17 protein-coding genes are annotated in these 15786 nt (G+C 69.7%); 9 read left to right on the top strand and 8 right to left on the bottom strand.

Features of this window, described 5'->3' with window-relative positions; translation table 11 throughout:
* Positions 1-6: 6 nt before the first annotated feature.
* Positions 7-996, bottom strand: a complete 990-nt coding sequence (locus BLU09_RS10880; protein ID WP_090489013.1) for a M23 family metallopeptidase — start codon at positions 994-996, stop codon at positions 7-9.
* A gap of 300 nt (positions 997-1296) precedes the next feature.
* Here BLU09_RS10880 and BLU09_RS10875 point away from each other — a divergent pair, with 300 nt between their 5' ends.
* From BLU09_RS10875 to BLU09_RS10840, 8 genes are all read left to right on the top strand, one after another.
* Positions 1297-1821: a hypothetical protein gene (locus BLU09_RS10875; RefSeq protein WP_186817812.1), complete on the top strand. Its 525-nt coding sequence runs from the start codon at positions 1297-1299 to the stop codon at positions 1819-1821.
* Between the two features lie 17 nt (positions 1822-1838).
* Positions 1839-2603, top strand: coding sequence for an endonuclease/exonuclease/phosphatase family protein (locus tag BLU09_RS10870; RefSeq protein ID WP_090489009.1), 765 nt, complete (start codon positions 1839-1841; stop codon positions 2601-2603).
* Positions 2604-2747: 144 nt separating this feature from the next.
* Entirely contained in the window at positions 2748-3209 is a 462-nt protein-coding gene (locus BLU09_RS10865) for a phage holin family protein (RefSeq protein ID WP_090489007.1), read from the top strand.
* Positions 3199-3420 (top strand): DUF3618 domain-containing protein, encoded by a 222-nt coding sequence (locus BLU09_RS10860; protein ID WP_090489005.1) that lies wholly within the window; start codon positions 3199-3201, stop codon positions 3418-3420. Before BLU09_RS10865 ends, BLU09_RS10860 begins: the two co-directional genes overlap by 11 nt.
* A gap of 38 nt (positions 3421-3458) precedes the next feature.
* Positions 3459-3659 carry a hypothetical protein gene (locus BLU09_RS10855; RefSeq protein WP_090489004.1) on the top strand — a complete coding sequence of 67 codons (201 nt, stop codon included), beginning with the start codon at positions 3459-3461 and terminating at the stop codon, positions 3657-3659.
* A 35-nt stretch (positions 3660-3694) separates the two neighbouring features.
* On the top strand, positions 3695-4129 hold the full coding sequence (locus BLU09_RS10850; RefSeq protein ID WP_090489002.1) for a hypothetical protein: 435 nt from the start codon (positions 3695-3697) through the stop codon (positions 4127-4129).
* A 40-nt stretch (positions 4130-4169) separates the two neighbouring features.
* Entirely contained in the window at positions 4170-4469 is a 300-nt protein-coding gene (locus BLU09_RS10845; protein ID WP_090489000.1) for a YtxH domain-containing protein, read from the top strand.
* A gap of 111 nt (positions 4470-4580) precedes the next feature.
* Positions 4581-5504, top strand: coding sequence for a hypothetical protein (locus BLU09_RS10840; RefSeq protein ID WP_090488998.1), 924 nt, complete (start codon positions 4581-4583; stop codon positions 5502-5504).
* A 25-nt stretch (positions 5505-5529) separates the two neighbouring features.
* Here BLU09_RS10840 and BLU09_RS10835 read toward each other — a convergent pair whose 3' ends face one another.
* A complete protein-coding gene (locus tag BLU09_RS10835; protein ID WP_244171618.1) occupies positions 5530-6381 on the bottom strand; it encodes a hypothetical protein in 852 nt (283 codons plus the stop codon).
* Between the two features lie 143 nt (positions 6382-6524).
* Between BLU09_RS10835 and BLU09_RS10830 the strand changes: the two genes are divergently transcribed.
* Positions 6525-9065: an adenylate/guanylate cyclase domain-containing protein gene (locus BLU09_RS10830; RefSeq protein WP_090488994.1), complete on the top strand. Its 2541-nt coding sequence runs from the start codon at positions 6525-6527 to the stop codon at positions 9063-9065.
* Position 9066: 1 nt separating this feature from the next.
* On the opposite strand, the gene BLU09_RS10825 is transcribed toward BLU09_RS10830, so the two are convergent.
* The 6 genes from BLU09_RS10825 to BLU09_RS10800 form a co-directional block, all read right to left on the bottom strand.
* Positions 9067-9432 (bottom strand): (2Fe-2S) ferredoxin domain-containing protein, encoded by a 366-nt coding sequence (locus BLU09_RS10825; protein WP_090488992.1) that lies wholly within the window; start codon positions 9430-9432, stop codon positions 9067-9069.
* Between the two features lie 155 nt (positions 9433-9587).
* A complete protein-coding gene (locus BLU09_RS10820) occupies positions 9588-10352 on the bottom strand; it encodes a NuoI/complex I 23 kDa subunit family protein (RefSeq protein ID WP_090488990.1) in 765 nt (254 codons plus the stop codon).
* Between the two features lie 42 nt (positions 10353-10394).
* A complete protein-coding gene (locus tag BLU09_RS10815; protein ID WP_090488989.1) occupies positions 10395-11843 on the bottom strand; it encodes a complex I subunit 1/NuoH family protein in 1449 nt (482 codons plus the stop codon).
* 2 nt (positions 11844-11845) lie between these two features.
* Positions 11846-13726, bottom strand: a complete 1881-nt coding sequence (locus tag BLU09_RS10810; RefSeq protein WP_090488987.1) for an NADH-quinone oxidoreductase subunit G — start codon at positions 13724-13726, stop codon at positions 11846-11848.
* On the bottom strand, positions 13723-14970 hold the full coding sequence (gene nuoD / locus BLU09_RS10805) for an NADH dehydrogenase (quinone) subunit D (protein WP_090488985.1): 1248 nt from the start codon (positions 14968-14970) through the stop codon (positions 13723-13725). The genes BLU09_RS10810 and nuoD overlap by 4 nt, the downstream gene beginning before the upstream one ends.
* A 12-nt stretch (positions 14971-14982) precedes the next feature.
* Positions 14983-15501, bottom strand: a complete 519-nt coding sequence (locus tag BLU09_RS10800; protein ID WP_020478794.1) for an NADH-quinone oxidoreductase subunit C — start codon at positions 15499-15501, stop codon at positions 14983-14985.
* Positions 15502-15786 lie beyond the last annotated feature (285 nt).

Raw genomic sequence — 15786 nt, 5'->3', positions numbered from 1 at the left:
CGCCGGTTACGGCGTGCCCAGCTCGGCGTTGCCGCCCCGGGCGACGCTGGGCGGCAGGTGCGGGAAGAAGTCCAGCTTCAGCAGGCGCTCTCCGTCCACCCACAGCCCGTCCACCTTCACGCCCCAGTGCAGGTGCGGGCCGGTGACGCGGCCGGTGCTGCCCACCTTGCCCAACAGCTGGCCTTGCTTCACCTGGGTGCCCGGCTTCACGTCGATGCGGGACAGGTGGAAGTACGCCGTGTAGAGCCCCGCGCCGTGGTGCACCAGCACGGTGTTGCCCGCCGCGTAGTTGTCGCGCGCCATCACCACCGTGCCGTCGTTGGCGGCCTGCACGGGCGTGCCCGGGTCCCCGTCGATGTCCACGCCGAAGTGCTGACTGGACAGCTTTCCGTTGAAGGTGCGGCGGTCGCCGAAGGGCGCGGTGATGCGGTCCGCCCTCGGCCACGCGAAGTTCTGCGCGAAGTGCGGCGCGCTGAAGTCCTGGGCGAAGGCTTCAGCGAAGGCGCGGCGGTCCGCGGCCATGCGCTTGCGCACCGACGCGGGCGGCTTCACGTACTTGCCGGCCACGCGCAGCTCCCGAGACGGGTAGCCGGACTCCACGACGTCCAGCGTGCCCGTCAGCTCCACTTGCGGCGCTCCCGGCGTGACGGGGCCCATGGCCGTCACCTTCGCCGCGCCGGGCGCCATCTCCACCGGCAGGCCGGCGACGGCCAGATAGCCTTCACCCCAGGGGAAGAAGCGCAGCGCGCGTCCAGCGAGCGTGCCGGTGGGAGGCGCCGTCATGCCGCTCACCGTCACCAGCACCGGGTCTCCCGGCTTGGCTGTGCCGGGCTGGAGCGTCAGCTGCGGAGGGGCCTTCAGGGAAGCGTCCTCGCTGGACGTGCGCACGGGGACCGAGGCGGTTTCGGCCGCACCGGCCTTCGCTCCAAGTGCGAGCAGGGCGAGGAGCAGGAAAGGGGACTTGGAATACTTCCGGCCGGGTGCGTGCGAAGGCATGGGCCGTTTTTACACCACGTCGCGCGCAACTCTTCCCGGAGTGTGGTGTCGCGCCGCCGGACGCCTGCTCCGTCCCTCGAAAGCGCTCGGCCCGTCGCCTGGGTGGGATGATGGCCGCACGCCTCCTCTGCGCGGAGCCGACGTTAGAGGTTGTCGGTACTTGGACGACGCATCTCGTCCGCCTGCCGCCTGCCTGGCCGCAGGGCAGGCGGGCCACCAGGGCGCATTCCGTCAAGGCGTACCCGGGGGACTGGGGGCTTCCTAGCTTCTGAACGGACTCGTTGATTGGGAGATTCGCGGATGCCTCGTCCCTATAGCTTTGACCACTACCAGGTTCCGAAGACGCTGCCGGCGCCGAAGCGAAGCCTGCGTCGGCAGGACAAGGCGCGGCTGGCCCACTCCAAGGCGCATCCCGAGGCCATGGAGAGCCACGAGGGCGTTCACTACGGCAAGCGCTTCGCGGAGACGGAAGAACTCTACATCGCGCATCAGATGGAGGCGCAGTTGGAGGAGCTGGCGCGGCCCGAGCCCGACGCCAAGTTCTCCCACGGCCCGGAATTCAAGGCGGCACGTGGCACGTCGAAGGGCAAGGCGCGCACGGCCTCCGCGCCTGTCGTGGGAGGAACGGCGCCGATTGGCGCGCTGCCCCCCACGCGCGAGCAGCCGCCGCGCGGGCGGCTGCCGGAGATTCGCGACGAGGCGGAGCACCAGCTCCAGGCCCTGCGGGGGGGCCTGGGCGACGCCGTCAAGGCCGTGTCCCGGCTCATCCTGCTGCCCGTCACGGTCGTCCGCATGGCCGCGGGCCGCATCCTTCCTCTGTCCTGATTGGGTGAGCGACGCGCGTGGAGCTGAGGCTCGTTTCGTACAACATCCATAGTGGTATCGGAACGGACGGCCGCTTCGACCTGGGCCGCGTGGGCGCGGTGCTCCGCGAAGTGGACGCGGACATCGTCGCTCTCCAGGAGGTCGGCGACTTTCGCGCGGTGACGCCTCGGGAGGACCAGCCCGAACACCTGGCGGACATGCTCGGGCTGCACATGGCCTTTGGCCCCAATGTCGTGCGCAACGGCCGGCGCTACGGCAACGCCATCCTGTCGCGGCTGCCCATCGTCAAGTCGAAGAACTACGACTTGAGCGTGGGCCGCCGCGAGCCTCGCGGCGCGCTGCGCTGCGACCTGGACATCGGGGGAGGGTTGCAGCTCCACGTCTTCTCCCTCCACCTGGGCCTGCGCCTGGGGGAGCGGCGCAGGCAGGAGGCGCTGTTGTTGTCCTCGGACATCCTCCGCGATGCCGCGCGAAAGGCCCCGTTGGTGGTGTGTGGAGATTTCAACTACTGGGGGAACGGCCCGGTGCCCTCGCTGGTGCGCCAGGCCATCCACGACGCGGCGCTGGAGCTCGGCGCGCCCGCTCGCACGTATCCCACGCGCCTGCCCCTGCTGCGGCTGGACCGCATCTTCGTGGACGCGGGCGTGCGCCCGCTGTCCATCCATCCTCACCGGACGGAGTTGAGCCGGGTGGCGTCTGATCACCTGCCCCTCGTGCTGCGCTTCGAGGCCCCCATCGCCGTGGAGCCTTCCGTCTCTCCTCCTGTGCAGCTCATCGGGTAGACTGGGCGGATGGGCCGACGCGCGCGTTCACTGGCCGACGCTTGCGTGCGCCGGACAAAAACTCCGTGACGTGGTTGTCGCGGAACAGGTGCATGCCTAGGTTGGCCCGCACCTGAGAGGCCGTATGCGTCGGCCGGAGAGCGCATGCACGTGGGAAGTGAACAGGCAGAGCGCGGGATTTCCGCGCTCGTCGGGCGCATGGCCGACGGCTTCAGCCGGCTGGTGACGCAGCACCTGCAGCTGGCGCGCATGGAGCTGGCCGAGGACGTCAAGGCCACGGGCCTGGACGTGGCGATGATCGTGGCCTTCGTGCCCTTCATCCTCGTGGGTTATGGCTTCGTGTGCGCGGCGCTGGCGGCGTGGCTGTCCACGTGGTTGGGATGGTCCGGAGCGCTGGCTGGAATCGGCCTGCTGAACCTGGTGGGCGGCGCGGGCGGCGCGATGTGGGCGGTGAACCGCCTGAAGGCGCGCCGGATGATGGATGATACGTCGCAGGAGCTCTCGCTCAGCGTGGCCGCGCTCACCAACGCCGCCCCCAGCGCATCCGTGAATGCGCTCCAGGGGACGAACCGTGAACTCTTCAAGGAGCCCCCGCATGGCCGGTAGCAATGGACAGCCCAAGGCCTACAGCCCCCGCAGCAGCGCGGACCTGCGTGCCGAAATCGAGCGCACGCGCGCCGAGCTGGCCACGTCCGTGAGTGCCCTTCGCGAGGAAGTGGCCGTGGCCGCCGATTGGCGCCAGTGGGTGAGCCGCAATCCCTACGCGTGTGTAGGCGCGGCGTTCGTGGTGGGCTTTTGGTTGGGCTCGCGCGACTGACGACTGCCGTAGTACCCCCAATTGAGGAGATGGCTTCGATGGAGATGAATCCGCAGCAGATGGCCGACAAGGCGCGTGAGCTTCAGGACCGCGTGGTGCCGCAGATTGATGAGGCCCGTCAGAACATCGTGGACCTGAACAACCGCGTGGTGAGCTTCATCCGCGCCAATCCGGGCACGTGCCTGCTGGGCGCCGTGGCCGTGGGTTTCCTCGTCGGACGCATTGCCTCGCGCCGCTGAAGACGCGCGCTGGAACCACACGAGAGGGTGAACGCATGACGACGTTTCCAGGTGCATCGGGCAATGGCATGCCTCAGGACCCGCAGGGCGGCGGCTTCGGGCAGCGAGTGGACCACATTGGCAGCGACGCGCAGCAGCTCTGGTCCGACGCGCGCGGCGCGGTGACGGACTTGGGGCAGACGCTGGACCTGCGGGGGCGCGTGGAGCGCAACCCGTACGGGATGATGGCGGCCGCCGTGGGCGTCGGCTATCTGCTGGGCGGCGGGCTCTTCACGCCGCTGACGGCGCGCATCCTCCGGCTCGGCGTGCGCCTCGCGGCGCTGCCACTGGTCAAGGATGAGCTGTTGGGCATGGCGGAAGCGGCCTTCCAGGGCTATCAAACTGGACGTGGTATGGCTGGTCCGGGCCCGCAGGGCTCCGCCTCGGCGAACGCCACTTCCGCAGGCACTCCTCGCCCGCCGACGTACTGAGGCCGGGCTTTCCTCCACCCCACAACCCCCGGAGTCTCAAATGGTGAACTTCAACAACCTCAAGAAGCTGGACAAGGACGACCTGCTGCACCTGGTGGGCCTGGAGACGCGTCGGGACACGGTGGACACGCTCCTGCCCGTCGTGGGCGCCTTCGCCGCGGGCATCCTCGTGGGCGCGGGCCTGGGCCTGCTGCTGGCGCCCAAGCCGGGCAACCAGCTGCGGGATGACCTCCGTCAGCGCCTGCACAGCGGCCAGGAGTACCTGTCCAACGCGGTCGGCCGCTCCTCCGAGGGCGCGGCGCAGACGGGCCCGCAGGGCACCGTGTCTCGCACCGCCTGATTCGCGGCATCCGCCGCACACGGCCCCGGACGGGGCCAGGGGCCTCCATTCGCGCCGGCAACGGCCGCGGGTGGGGGCCTTCCCGTTTGGAGCCGGTTAGAGTCCACGGCCGTGAGCGAGACGACGCAGGGTGGGATGGTGAAGCACGCCGGGGCCAGCGAGGGCGTGAGCCCGGACGCGGCGCTGGCGCGGCTGCGCGCGCTGGAGACGCTGGAGTCCGGGTATGAGGCGTGGCTGGAGCTCCAGGTGGAGCACGCCGCATCGCGCCTGCGCTTCCGTGAGGAGCGCGAGCGGCTGGAGCAGCAGGGCTCGTTCCTGCTGGGCGCGGTGCGCGCCGCGGGGCTGACACCTCCGTCGGGCGCCGAGCCCGCGCTGGTGACTCCGCCCGCCGCTTCAGGGGACTTCCTGCGGGACGCGGAGGACAAGCTGACGCAGGCCCGCGACGCGCTTGCCCGGCGCGAGGCGGAGAGCGAGGCGAAGCATGCCGAGGCCTTCGCGGAGATTCGGGCCACGCTCAAGGACCGCGTCCAGCGCTACCTGAGCGCGAGCCGCCCATCCCTGACGTTGCTGCTGCGCCGCGTGGGAACGGAGCGCGCGATTCTCCATCTGGAGCGCGTGTCCGGAGACACGCCCGTGCTGCTGTGCTTCCTGTTCGCGGCCAGGATTCCGTCCCGGTACGGCTTCCTGCTGGATGACGCGACCGAGGATGTGTCGCTGCCGCCCGCGCCGCTCTATGCCGACGCGGGCGTGGCCGCGGACGAAGTGCGTCCGGACGCGGTGGGGTTGGAGTCGCGCGTGCGGGGGGCAGGGGAGGTGGTGCCGCTAAAGGGCTTCCTCCCCGTGTTCGTTCCGCGCCCTTCGGGAGGCGAGGACTTCTTCCGGCTGCTTCAACGGGGCGTGGTGCTGGAGGTGGAGGTCGCGGACGGGACGGCCTTCCGCAACGTCCTCTCCCGCGAGGAGTCCGAGCGCTTCGCGGGGCACCTGCTGCGCCTCAAGCTGGAAGGGCGCATCGGGCTGGACATCGAAGTGGGCTGACGCGCCTCGCGCCGGTGGGGCCGTCCTAGCGCGTGCGCACCACGCCCACCTCGGCGGTGCCCGCCAGCAGCGCGCTGCCGAGGAACAGGTTGCCGGATTCGGCGCCGCCCATTCGCACGGCGTGGAAGATGACCAGGTAGGTCTGCTCGCGCTCGGGGAAGGCGGTGCCCGGAATCGTCACGCGGGCCTCGCGGTACGGGCCCGGCAGGCCCACCAGTTGGAGGAACTGGACCGGCGTGGAGGGCAGGTTGGTGTACGTCGGCTCGCCCTGCGCGCCCTCGGCGCTCAGGGGCACCACGGTGACGAAGCCGAGCGTGCGGTCCGTATTCGCCGGGGGCGCCGGCCGGTCGAAGGACAGGGGCGTGCTCGCGTCGATGCGCAGGAAGCCTTCGGGCGGGTGCAGCGCGGCGATGGTCTCCTTCATCGGCGCGTCGTCCACCTGGCCCACGTAGCGCGTGCCACCCCGGTTCGCGATGAACTGGTAGGTGGCGCCAGGCTGGTAGGTGAAGTCGGAGGCGCCCACGCTGGTGCGGCGGTAGTTGCCGGAGCCCTCGTCCGCGAGCGCCGTGGCCTCGCCACCGACCGGCTGCACGGTGATTTCGGCCCCCGCCAGGCCGGAGGGCTGCGAGTTCTCACCCGTCTTGCTGCCAAAGAAGACGATGGCGGCCGTCTGCGCGGGCAGGGCGAGCACGTCGCCACCGTCCGGGCTGAAGGTGCCCGCGTCATAGCCGGCCATCGCGGAAGCGGAGACTTCCACCTCCGGGGTGGAGAGCAGCGTGCCGACCATGACGTGGTCGGCGGTGAGCTGCTCCAGGTCGCAAGCCAGGAAGGCGAGGGAGGAGGCGGCGAGCGCCGCGGACACCAGGGTGCGTTTCATGGGAGCACGAGCATAGCAGGCACCCCCGCAACGACGACCGCGCGCGGGCCCATCTCGGGGTATCCTCCGGACCACCCGTGCAAGGTCACCGCGTTCACTCCGCAGGCCGGCGCTTCCTGAAGCGGCTTGGCGTCTCCCTGTTGATGGCCCTCCTCTTTGGAGGCGTGCTGGGGCTGCTCGTGTACCTGCGCCCCACGGGCCTCGTGCCGCCCAAGGACCCGCCGTCGGCCTGGGTCCCCTCCGCGGCGGTGGATGCCGCGCAGGCCTGGCTGGAAGGCTGGGAGCGTGTCACCTACGACTGGCGCGTGCGGGAGCTGGGCGAGCGCTCCGAGCGTCCCGACGAGGCCGTCGTCATCGCCATCGACGACGAGACGCTGGCAGAGGCCCGCCAGGATGTGCGCCCTGGCGTCGCCACGCAGCCCTGGCCGCGCCACCTCGTGGGCCGCATGGTGCACCGGCTGGTCCAGGAGGGGGCGCTGCTGGTGCTCGTGGACCTGCCCTTCACGGACCTGAGCCCCAACGCCTGCGCCGAAGCCTCGTCCGCGTCGGCCTCGTCGCTCTCCTGCGACGACGCGGCCTTCGCCGCGCAGCTGGCGAAGGACCCGGGCCGGGCGCTGCTGTCGTTCACCTGGGAAGCGCAGGGTCCCCGGGTGCTGCCCCCCGCCAACCGCCTGTGGCCGTACCGCGTGAAGCTGGGCGTCTATGACGCATCCGAGGCGGCCTCCCTGCGCGCGCAGGCCGTGCTCGCGGCGCAGCGCCCGGCCTTCATCATCCCCGCGGGCAGCCAGGTGGAGGTCTGGGGCGGCGCCACGGACGAAGCGGACGGCAGGGCGCTGGGCTCACGCCTGGGCGCCACCGCGCATGTCATCGAGGAGCGCCGCGCCGCGGACGACAGCTACCGCGTGGGCCCCACGGAGCTCTTCATCGCGCTGGCGGAGGTCCAGGTGGAGGGACTGGACGCGGCGAAGCTCATCGAGCTGCGCCAGGTTCAGCACCCCGTGGTGCCGCTGTTGAGCGGAAGCGCGGGCTTCGGTGCGTCCACGCTCGTGGCGGGCCGGGACGGGCGCGTGCGCGCCGTGGCGCACCTCATGAGCTACACCGTGCGCGGCAAGCGCCACATCCTGCCGTCGCTGCCCCTGGCCGCGGCCATGCGGCTCGCCGGTACGCGCTCGCTCCGTTACGCGGACGGCAAGCTGCACGTGGGGGACCAGTACGCGTTCCCGATGAGCGACTCGGGCCTGAGCCTGCTGCGCTGGGATGCGCCCAACGCGGGCCGGGGCTCACGCGGCTCGCTGGCGCGCTCCATCCGCGCGTGGAACGTGCTCCTCAACGTCTTCGACGTGGCGGACGAGCGCCCCGCGCGCTTCGAGAATGACCTGGAAGGCCGCACCGTCGTCCTCACGCGGACCGCCGGCGAGTCCGCGCACCTGCGTTCCACGCCCCTGGGGCCGGAGACGCCGGGGGGCGCGATTCTGGGGCAGGCGCTGGCCAACATCCTCCGTTCGGAGGGCATCACCCGCGCGGCGCCAGATTTGGATCTGCTCCTCACGGTGGGGCTGGCCTTCCTCGGCGCCTTCCTGGCGCTGTCGCTCAGCTTCCTGCTGCGCTCGGTGCGCGGCGCCGTGCTCTACGTGGGCTTCCTGGTGGCGGCGGCCGCGGGCTACGCCTTCGGTGCCGCGTACGTCTTCGTCGAACAGCGGCTGTGGGTGGCCATGGCCGGGCCGCTGCTGGCCATGGTGGGCGCCTTCGTCGCCACCATCCGCTACGCCTACGGGACGGAGCGGCAGATTCGCGACTTCGTGCACAACGCGCTCGGCCGCTACGTCAGCCCGGACGTGGCCCGCCTCGTTGCGCGGGACTTGAGCCTGATGCGCCCCGAGCGCCGGAAGATGTCCGTGTACGTCTGTGACATCGAAGGCTTCACGCGGCTGTCGGAGAGCATGCCGCCCGAGCAACTGGTGGGCCTCTTCAACGCGTACCTCACCGAGATTTCCGCGGTGGTGCGGTCCACGGCGGGGCAGGTGGACAAGTACATCGGCGACTCGGTGCTGGCCTTCTGGGGCGCGCCGGTGCGCACGGACCGCCACGCACACCTGGCCTGCGAGGCGGCGCTGAAGATGCGGGAGGTGCTGACCGAGCGCCAGTCCGCCTGGGAGAAGAAGTACGGCCACCGCCTCAGCTTCCGCGCGGCCGTGGACACCGGGGAGTTGGTGGTGGGCGACCTGGGCAGCGAGATGAAGTCCAACTACACCGTGCTCGGAGACGCGGTGGGGCTGGCCTCGCGGCTGGAGGCCATCAACAAGGTGTACGGCACCTACGTGCTGGCCGGGGACACCACCGCGCAGCTCGCCAGCGGCAGCTACGTCTTCCGCGTGGTGGACCTGGTGCGTTTCAAGGGCCGGCCGCAGCCGGTGCGCGTGCATGAGCTGGTGGCGCGCCGCGGAGAAATCACGCCCCGCATGCAGGAGCAGCTCGCGCTCCACGAGCAGGCCCTCACCGCCTACCACCAGCGCCGCTTCGCGGAGGCGCATGCCCTCTTCGAGCGCGCTTCACACGCGTACCAGGACACCGTCGCCGCGCTCTACGTCGGCCGCTGCGCCCGCTTCCTCGTCACGCCGCCGCCCACGGACTGGGACGGCGTGCACGGCATGGAGGAGGGCGAGCCCACCGCCGCTGCGGCGTGAGTCATGCCTCGCCGTCGTCCGAGTCCGGCTGGCCGAAGAGCTCCTTCACCGGGGCGTCCTTCGCGATGTGCTCCGTCACCACGCGGCGCATCTTCTCCGCCGTCATCGCCGAGTAGTACACCTCTCCCGGCCAGCCCATGAGCTGGTAGTCCTCGGGAGAGAGCGGGTCTCTCTTGCGGCCGGTGTCCTCACGGACGACGACGTTGGGCCCCATGTGGCAGAAGCCGTAGCAGCCGCCGCGGTACAGCTCACAGCGCGGCACCAGCCCCTGGCCGGAGAGGGCGTCCCGGGCCTCGGCGTAGACGGCGTCCGCGCCGCCCGCCTTGCAGCTGGAGCCCTTGCACACCGACAAGCGGTAGCGCTTCACGGCGGCGTCTCCGGGAGGCCGCCATCAAGCGTATTGAAGAGGTTCAGCTTCACCACCAGCCCCCTGAAAAAGCGCCGGCCCGCCTTCCGCTTCAACGCGGGAGGGCGGGCCGGGAGTCCTGGTGAGGCCGCTACGGCCTCACTGGGAATCTGGATTCACTTGATGAACTTCGTCACCTGGATGGGGCCCTGCTGCGTGACGACGGCCTGGTGGCCCGCCTGGGCCCCCGCGGGCAGCGCCTTGCCGTGGCCGCCGTGCTCTCCGTGCGGCAGCTTCAGCTCCACCAGGCCCTCACCGATGCGAGTGTGCGCTTCCTTGTGGACGTGGTGCGGCTCCTCGGAGCCCTCGCGCTTGTTCCACGGGTCCGACGGGTGGGACACCGGCGCGCCCTTGAGCAGCTTCGGGATGTCGTAGACGAAGTTCTGCCGCGTGTACTCGGGCGGGGTGTGCATGTAGGTGTCCATGCGGATGGCGTCCTTGGGGCACGCATCCACGCAGAGGCCGCACACGATGCACCGCAGCTCGTCGATGACGAACTGGGTGGGGTACTTCTCGATGACGCGGTCCTCGGAGTCCGAGGCTTCGTCCTCGTACTCACCCGCCTCGATGTAGATGCACTGCGCCGGGCAGATGGTGGCGCACATGTAGCAAGCCACGCAGCGCGGCTTGCCGTCCTCGCGCGGAACCAGCCGGTGCAGGCCGCGGTAGCCCTCGGGGTAGATGGGCTTCTCCTCGGGGTACGCCACCGTCGTCATCAGGCTGGCGCCGGTGCGGTCCACCACCTGCGTGTTGGTGTCACGCGTCCCGAAGAGGTTGCGGAAGAAGTGCTTCGCGGTGATGCCCAGGCCGCGGAGCAGGTTGGGCACATAGGTCCGCTCGCGGATATCCGTGCGAGGGTCCTTGCTTACCTTGTAGGCCATGATGGTTCTCGATTCCCGGATGCTGGGGCCGAAAGGGGCGGCCTAGTGGGTGGAGGCCGGGGCCACGCCGTGGGCGTGCGCCGGCAGGTCATGGGCCGCGTGCCCACCGTGGGCGTGGCCATGTCCGTGGTCGTGACCATGGCCGGCGTGCGCCCCGTGCGCACCGCCCGCGGGGACCTTCGTCGTCGTGGTCAACACCACCAGGATACCAATCTCCGCGAGGCCGAGGACCGCCAGCGCCCGCAGGGACGGATCCCAGAGGACCAGCGCACCGGTCACGAACACGTTCACCAGGCCGAGGGGGAGGAGGATCTTCCAGCCCAGCGACTGAATCTGGTCGTAGCGGAAGCGGGGGAACGTCCAGCGGATGAGCAGCTGCACCCAGATGAGGAACAGCACCTTCAGCCAGAACACCGTGCCCAGGATGGTGCCCAGCAGCCAGCCGTGCTCCTGCATGATGGGCAGGTTGGCCAGCCACTCGTTGCCGAAGGGCAGGTGGTAGCCGCCGAAGAAGAACGCCGTCGTCACGCCGGCCAGGACCACGACCTCCACGAACTCGGAGATCATGAAGAGGCCGAACTTCATGCCGGAGTACTCAACGAAGTAGCCGATGATCTCCGACTCGCCTTCCGGCAGGTCGAACGGGGCGCGCTTGGTCTCCGCGAAGGACGCGGCGAAGAAGAGCAGGAAGCCCAGCGGCTGGATGAAGATGCCCCACGCGGGCAGCCCCAGGTCGAAGGCGCCGTCCGTGCGCCACAGGTAGCGGCCCTGGCCGGTGCCGCCGGTGAGCGCGTTGCCGATGTCACCGATGATGGCCGGGAACTGCACCGAGGAGAACGTGAGGAAGATGCCGACCAGGGACAGGCCGAGCGCGACCTCGTAGGCGATCATCTGCGAGGTGGCGCGCACGCCGCCCAGCAGTCCGAACTTGTTGTTGGAGGCCCAGCCGGCCAGCGCGGTGCCGTAGACAGCCAGCGAGGCGATGGCGAGCACGTAGAGGGCGCCGAAGTCCGGCGTGGCCACCACCATGTCCACGTTGTGGCCGAACACCTGCACGGACGGACCGGCGGGCACCACGGCGAACAGGGCGAAGGTGGGCGCGAAGGCCAGGATGGGGCCCAGGTTGAACATGAACCGGTTCGCGGCGGCCGGAATCAGGTCTTCCTTGGTCAGCATCTTCAGCACGTCCGTGAGGATGTGCGGAAGGCCGCCCAGCGAGCGGTTCTTCAGGCCGGGCAGGGCGATGCGGGCGCGGTTGGGACCCATGCGGTCCTGGATGAACGCGCTCCACTTGCGCTCCGCCATGGTCAGCAGCGTGGCGATGACCATCACGAAGATGAGGACGAGGAACAGCACGTTGGTCAGCCGGCTCGCGCCCGTGAACCAGTGCTCCTCCACCAGGCCACCCACGAGGTAGGCCGTCGCCATGCCACCCGCCATCAGGAAGACGATGGTGAACATGGCGACGAGAATCGTCAGTACGCGGCTCATGACTAGATACCCCTCACCCGAGGCGTGCCGAACTCACGGTACCCCGCGGGGCGACCGTCGGCACCTGCCGGCAGCGGATTGATGCCCGGCTTCTCCCGGTCCGCCGGAGACGCCTTCTCCCAGTTGAACTCCGCGAACTCGGCCACCTTGCCAGCCAGCTCGCGCCACACGTCGACCGCGCGCTTCCAGGTGGACTCGCCACCCAGCTCGCGCGTCAGCTCCCTGACCCACTCCCAGCCCGGGACGACGTCGCCCTTGGGCGGGTACGCCTTGCGGAAGCGCTGGATGATGCCGTCCTGCTGCACGAACGAGCCCTCGTCCTCGACGGGGACGGAGGCCGGCAGCAGCACCGTGGCCTGCGCGGTGATGGCGGACTCGGTGAAGGCCTGCGCCACGAACACGTCCAGCTGACCCGCGGCCTCCGCGAAGGCGTCCACGTTGCCCGGCACCTCGGTGCCGATGGCGTAGAGCGCCTTCACCGTTCCCGCCTTCAGCGCGGTGGTGAGCGCGTCGAAGTTCTCCAGCTTGAGGCCCAGCCCCTTCGCGATGAGCTCCAGGCCCTTGCGGTTGGGGTTCTTGTCCGCCGTCATCAGGAAGTGGTCGGCGGGGCCCGAAGGACGGCCGCCCACGTACACGGTGGACACGCCCAGCGTGCTCTTGGCGAAGTTCAGCCCGGCCAGCAGGTCCTCGTTGGAGGCCAGGGGCGAGGCCAGCACCGCCAGCTGCTTGCTGCCCTGCACCGAGCGCAGCGCCTTGGCCGCGGCCTGGACCGCTTCCTTGCGCGTGGTGACGGGCACCGCCTCACCGGCGCGGTTGGCGCGGCGGCCCACCTGCGCCTGGAGCACGCGGCCCAGGTTCAGGTACTTGTAGGTGAGCCGGCCCTCGTCGCACATCCAGCTCTTGTTGATGGCCTCGTTCTCCCGCGGGCGGTAGCGGTACGAGTCCTGCGACATCCAGTCCACGTAGGTGGTGCAGCCGCGCGAGCAGCCGGTGCACACCGACGGGGTGGCGGACAGGAACCACGCGCGCGCCTTGAAGCGGAAGTCGCGGCTGAGCAGCGCGCCCACCGGGCACACGTCCACGGTGTTGAGCGAGTAGTTGCTGTTCAGCTCGCTGCCCGGGAACACGTCGATGCGCTCGTGGCTGCCGCGGCCGAACACGCCCAGCTGCGGCTCCTTGGCCACCTCGTTCATCACGCGCACGCAGCGGGTGCACATGATGCAGCGCTCCTGGTCAATGACGACACGGGGCCCCAGCACCTTGCGCTTGTTCTTGAGGGCCTTGGAGCCCTCCAGGCGCGAGGGCCGGTAGTCGTACTTCATGTAGTAGTCCTGCAGCTTGCACTCACCGGCCTGGTCGCAGATGGAGCAGTCGACCGGGTGGTTCAGCAGCAGGAACTCCATCACCGCGCGCTGCTGCTCCTTCACCTTGGGCGTGGTCGTCTTGACGACCTGGCCTTCGGCCATGGGCGTCTGGCACGCGGGCACCATCTTGGGCGCGTTGGACGCCTCGATGAGGCAGATGCGGCAGTTGGCCGCGATGGAGAGGCGCGGGTGGTAGCAGTAGTAGGGGATGTCCGAGCCGACCGCCTTGGCCGCCTCGATCATGTTCGTCCCCGGCTTCACCACGACTTCCTTGCCGTCGATGGTGGCGGTGATGAACCCCGGGTTCTTCGGCGCCGGCTTGGGCGGCGGGCCGGCGGGCGGCTTGGGCGGTGGCGTCCCCGTGGGGCCGCTGGCGGCGGCGGGCGGGTTGTCCAGCTTCGCGCCGGCGGGCGGGTTGGACGGCTCCGAGCCAATCTTGGCCGCGGGCGTGTCCGTGGGCGCCCCCTTCGGAGGCGGCTGCGCATCACCGGTGGGCTTCTTCGTGTCGTTGTCGCTCACTGCTCGACCTCGCCGCCGATCATGTTGATGGTGTCAAACGTAGGGATGAGGTCCGCCAGCATCTTGCCTTCGATGATGTGGGGGACGGCCGCGAGCACCGGGAAGCCCGGGGCGCGAACGTGGACCTTGTAGGGACGGCCGCGGCCGTCGCTCACCAGGTACCAGCCCAGCTCGCCGTTGGAGGCCTCGGTGGCGTCGTACACCTCGCCGGCGGGCACCTGGATGCCCTCCATCACCAGCTTGAAGTGCGACATCACGCCTTCGATGGTGCCGTAGACCTCGGGCTTGGGCGGCAGCGCGATGCGCCAGTCATCCACGATGATGGGGCCCGCGGGGATGGTGTCCATGGCCTGGCGCAGGATGCGGATGGACTGACGCATCTCCTCGAGCCGGACCAGGTAGCGGTCGTAGTTGTCGCCGTGCTCGCCCACCGGGATGTCGAAGTCGAACCGGTCGTAAACCCAGTAGGGCTTCGTCTTGCGGATGTCGTAGTCCACGCCGCACGCGCGCAGGGCGGGGCCGGTGTAGCCGAACTCGATGGCGTCCTCGGCGCTGATGACACCCGTGCCCTTCGTGCGGTCCACGAAGATGCGGTTGTTCGTCAGCAGGCCTTCCATCTCGTCGAGCAGCGCCAGGCCCTGGTCCAGCGTCTTGTGGACGCGGGGAATCCAGCCCTCGGGCAGGTCGCGGTTGCTGCCACCCACGCGGCCGAAGCTGGTGGTGAGGCGCGCGCCCGTCAGCTCGGCGGTGCGGTCATGGAGCAGCTCGCGGAACTCCATGGCGAGGAGGAACGGCGCGAAGCCGCCCATCTCCAGGCCGGTGGCGCCCACGCACGTCAGGTGGTCCGTCAGGCGGTGGAGCTCGGAGCCGATGACGCGGATGTACTGGGCGCGCTCGGGAATCTCCAGGCCGATGAGCTTCTCCACGGCGTTGAGGAACCCGAAGTTGTTCATCATCGCGGACAGGTAGTTGAGCCGGTCCGTGTAGGGCAGGCACTGCGTCCACGTGACGTTCTCGCAGCTCTTCTGGAAGCCGCGGTGCAGGAAGCCGATCTCAGGGTCGATCTTGACGATCGTCTCACCCTCGAGCTCCACCTTCAGCCGCACGGTGCCGTGCGTGGCCGGGTGGGAGGGGCCCATGTTGATGACCATCCGCTTGGTCTGGAGGTGGGCGTCCAGCTCCGACTCGTGGGCGTACGCGTCGGTGTCGGGGTTCGGCGCTTCGGGCTTGAGGGTGTCAGCCATGGATGTCCTCGCTCAGGAGAGCCCGCTGGTGCCGGGACCGCGGAAGATGTCCTTGATGGGGCGCTCGGGGATGAGCGGCTGCCGGTCACGCAGCGCGTAGTCCTTGCGCAGGGGGTGCCCCTCGAACTCGTCGTAGAGGAGGATGCGGCGCAGGTCCGGGTGCCCGTCGAAGCGGATGCCGTAGAAGTCGAAGGTCAGCCGCTCCCACCAGTTGGCGCCGCGGAAGAGCGGCACCAGGGTGGGCACCACCGGGTTGGCTTCGCTCACCCGCACCTTGAGCCGCACGTGCTCGTGCCGCTTGAGGGAGTAGAGGAAGTAGACGACCTCGAAGCGAGGGTCGTTCTCCGCCAGGTGCAGCCGATCCACGGCGTCGATGGAGCCGAACAGCTTGAACTCCAGCTCCGGGTCGTTCTTCAAGAACGCGGCGACCTTCGGGAGCGAGTCTGCATGGATGACGGCCCAGGCGCCTCCGGTCCGATCCACGTAGCGATCCGCCACCGCCTCTGGGAGCTGGGCGGAGACCCTGTCCAACGCGAAAGTGCTCAAGGGTGCCCCAATGACTAAGGGAGAAGAATCCGCGGCTTTATAAGGAGCCCTCGGCGGGTGCGTCAACGTAAACCCTCAACCATGTAGCCCACTTAGGAGGCCCAGAAGCGGGCGTTGCGCGAAATCGGGTGGGTGGGTGGGCGGCGGCCCGGACAGGGGGTGGATCAGCCGGCCGCGAGCGCGACCCCGGGTTGTCCTACACTGAGTGCAAAGGTATCCATGGGCAGTCGCTTGCCGAGCACCAAAGTGGGGTTCACCGGCACCCAGGCG

This window comes from Myxococcus virescens (assembly GCF_900101905.1).
Taxonomy (GTDB): Bacteria; Myxococcota; Myxococcia; order Myxococcales; family Myxococcaceae; genus Myxococcus; species Myxococcus virescens.
The sequence above is the reverse complement of the archived record's forward strand: the minus strand, read 5'-3'. Positions and strand labels throughout refer to the sequence as shown.

Excerpts from the sequence above, each read along its gene's own strand:
- BLU09_RS10860 (WP_090489005.1), top strand. The coding sequence starts at position 3,199 with ATGGCCGGTAGCAATGGACAGCCCAAGGCCTACAGCCCCCGCAGCAGC.
- BLU09_RS10830 (WP_090488994.1), top strand. The coding sequence starts at position 6,525 with ATGGCCCTCCTCTTTGGAGGCGTGCTGGGGCTGCTCGTGTACCTGCGC.
- BLU09_RS10820 (WP_090488990.1), bottom strand. The coding sequence starts at position 10,352 with ATGGCCTACAAGGTAAGCAAGGACCCTCGCACGGATATCCGCGAGCGG.
- BLU09_RS10880 (WP_090489013.1), bottom strand. The coding sequence starts at position 996 with ATGCCTTCGCACGCACCCGGCCGGAAGTATTCCAAGTCCCCTTTCCTG.
- BLU09_RS10855 (WP_090489004.1), top strand. The coding sequence starts at position 3,459 with ATGGAGATGAATCCGCAGCAGATGGCCGACAAGGCGCGTGAGCTTCAG.
- nuoD (WP_090488985.1), bottom strand. The coding sequence starts at position 14,970 with ATGGCTGACACCCTCAAGCCCGAAGCGCCGAACCCCGACACCGACGCG.
- BLU09_RS10815 (WP_090488989.1), bottom strand. The coding sequence starts at position 11,843 with ATGAGCCGCGTACTGACGATTCTCGTCGCCATGTTCACCATCGTCTTC.
- BLU09_RS10835 (WP_244171618.1), bottom strand. The coding sequence starts at position 6,381 with ATGAAACGCACCCTGGTGTCCGCGGCGCTCGCCGCCTCCTCCCTCGCC.
- BLU09_RS10850 (WP_090489002.1), top strand. The coding sequence starts at position 3,695 with ATGACGACGTTTCCAGGTGCATCGGGCAATGGCATGCCTCAGGACCCG.
- BLU09_RS10875 (WP_186817812.1), top strand. The coding sequence starts at position 1,297 with ATGCCTCGTCCCTATAGCTTTGACCACTACCAGGTTCCGAAGACGCTG.
- BLU09_RS10865 (WP_090489007.1), top strand. The coding sequence starts at position 2,748 with ATGCACGTGGGAAGTGAACAGGCAGAGCGCGGGATTTCCGCGCTCGTC.
- BLU09_RS10845 (WP_090489000.1), top strand. The coding sequence starts at position 4,170 with ATGGTGAACTTCAACAACCTCAAGAAGCTGGACAAGGACGACCTGCTG.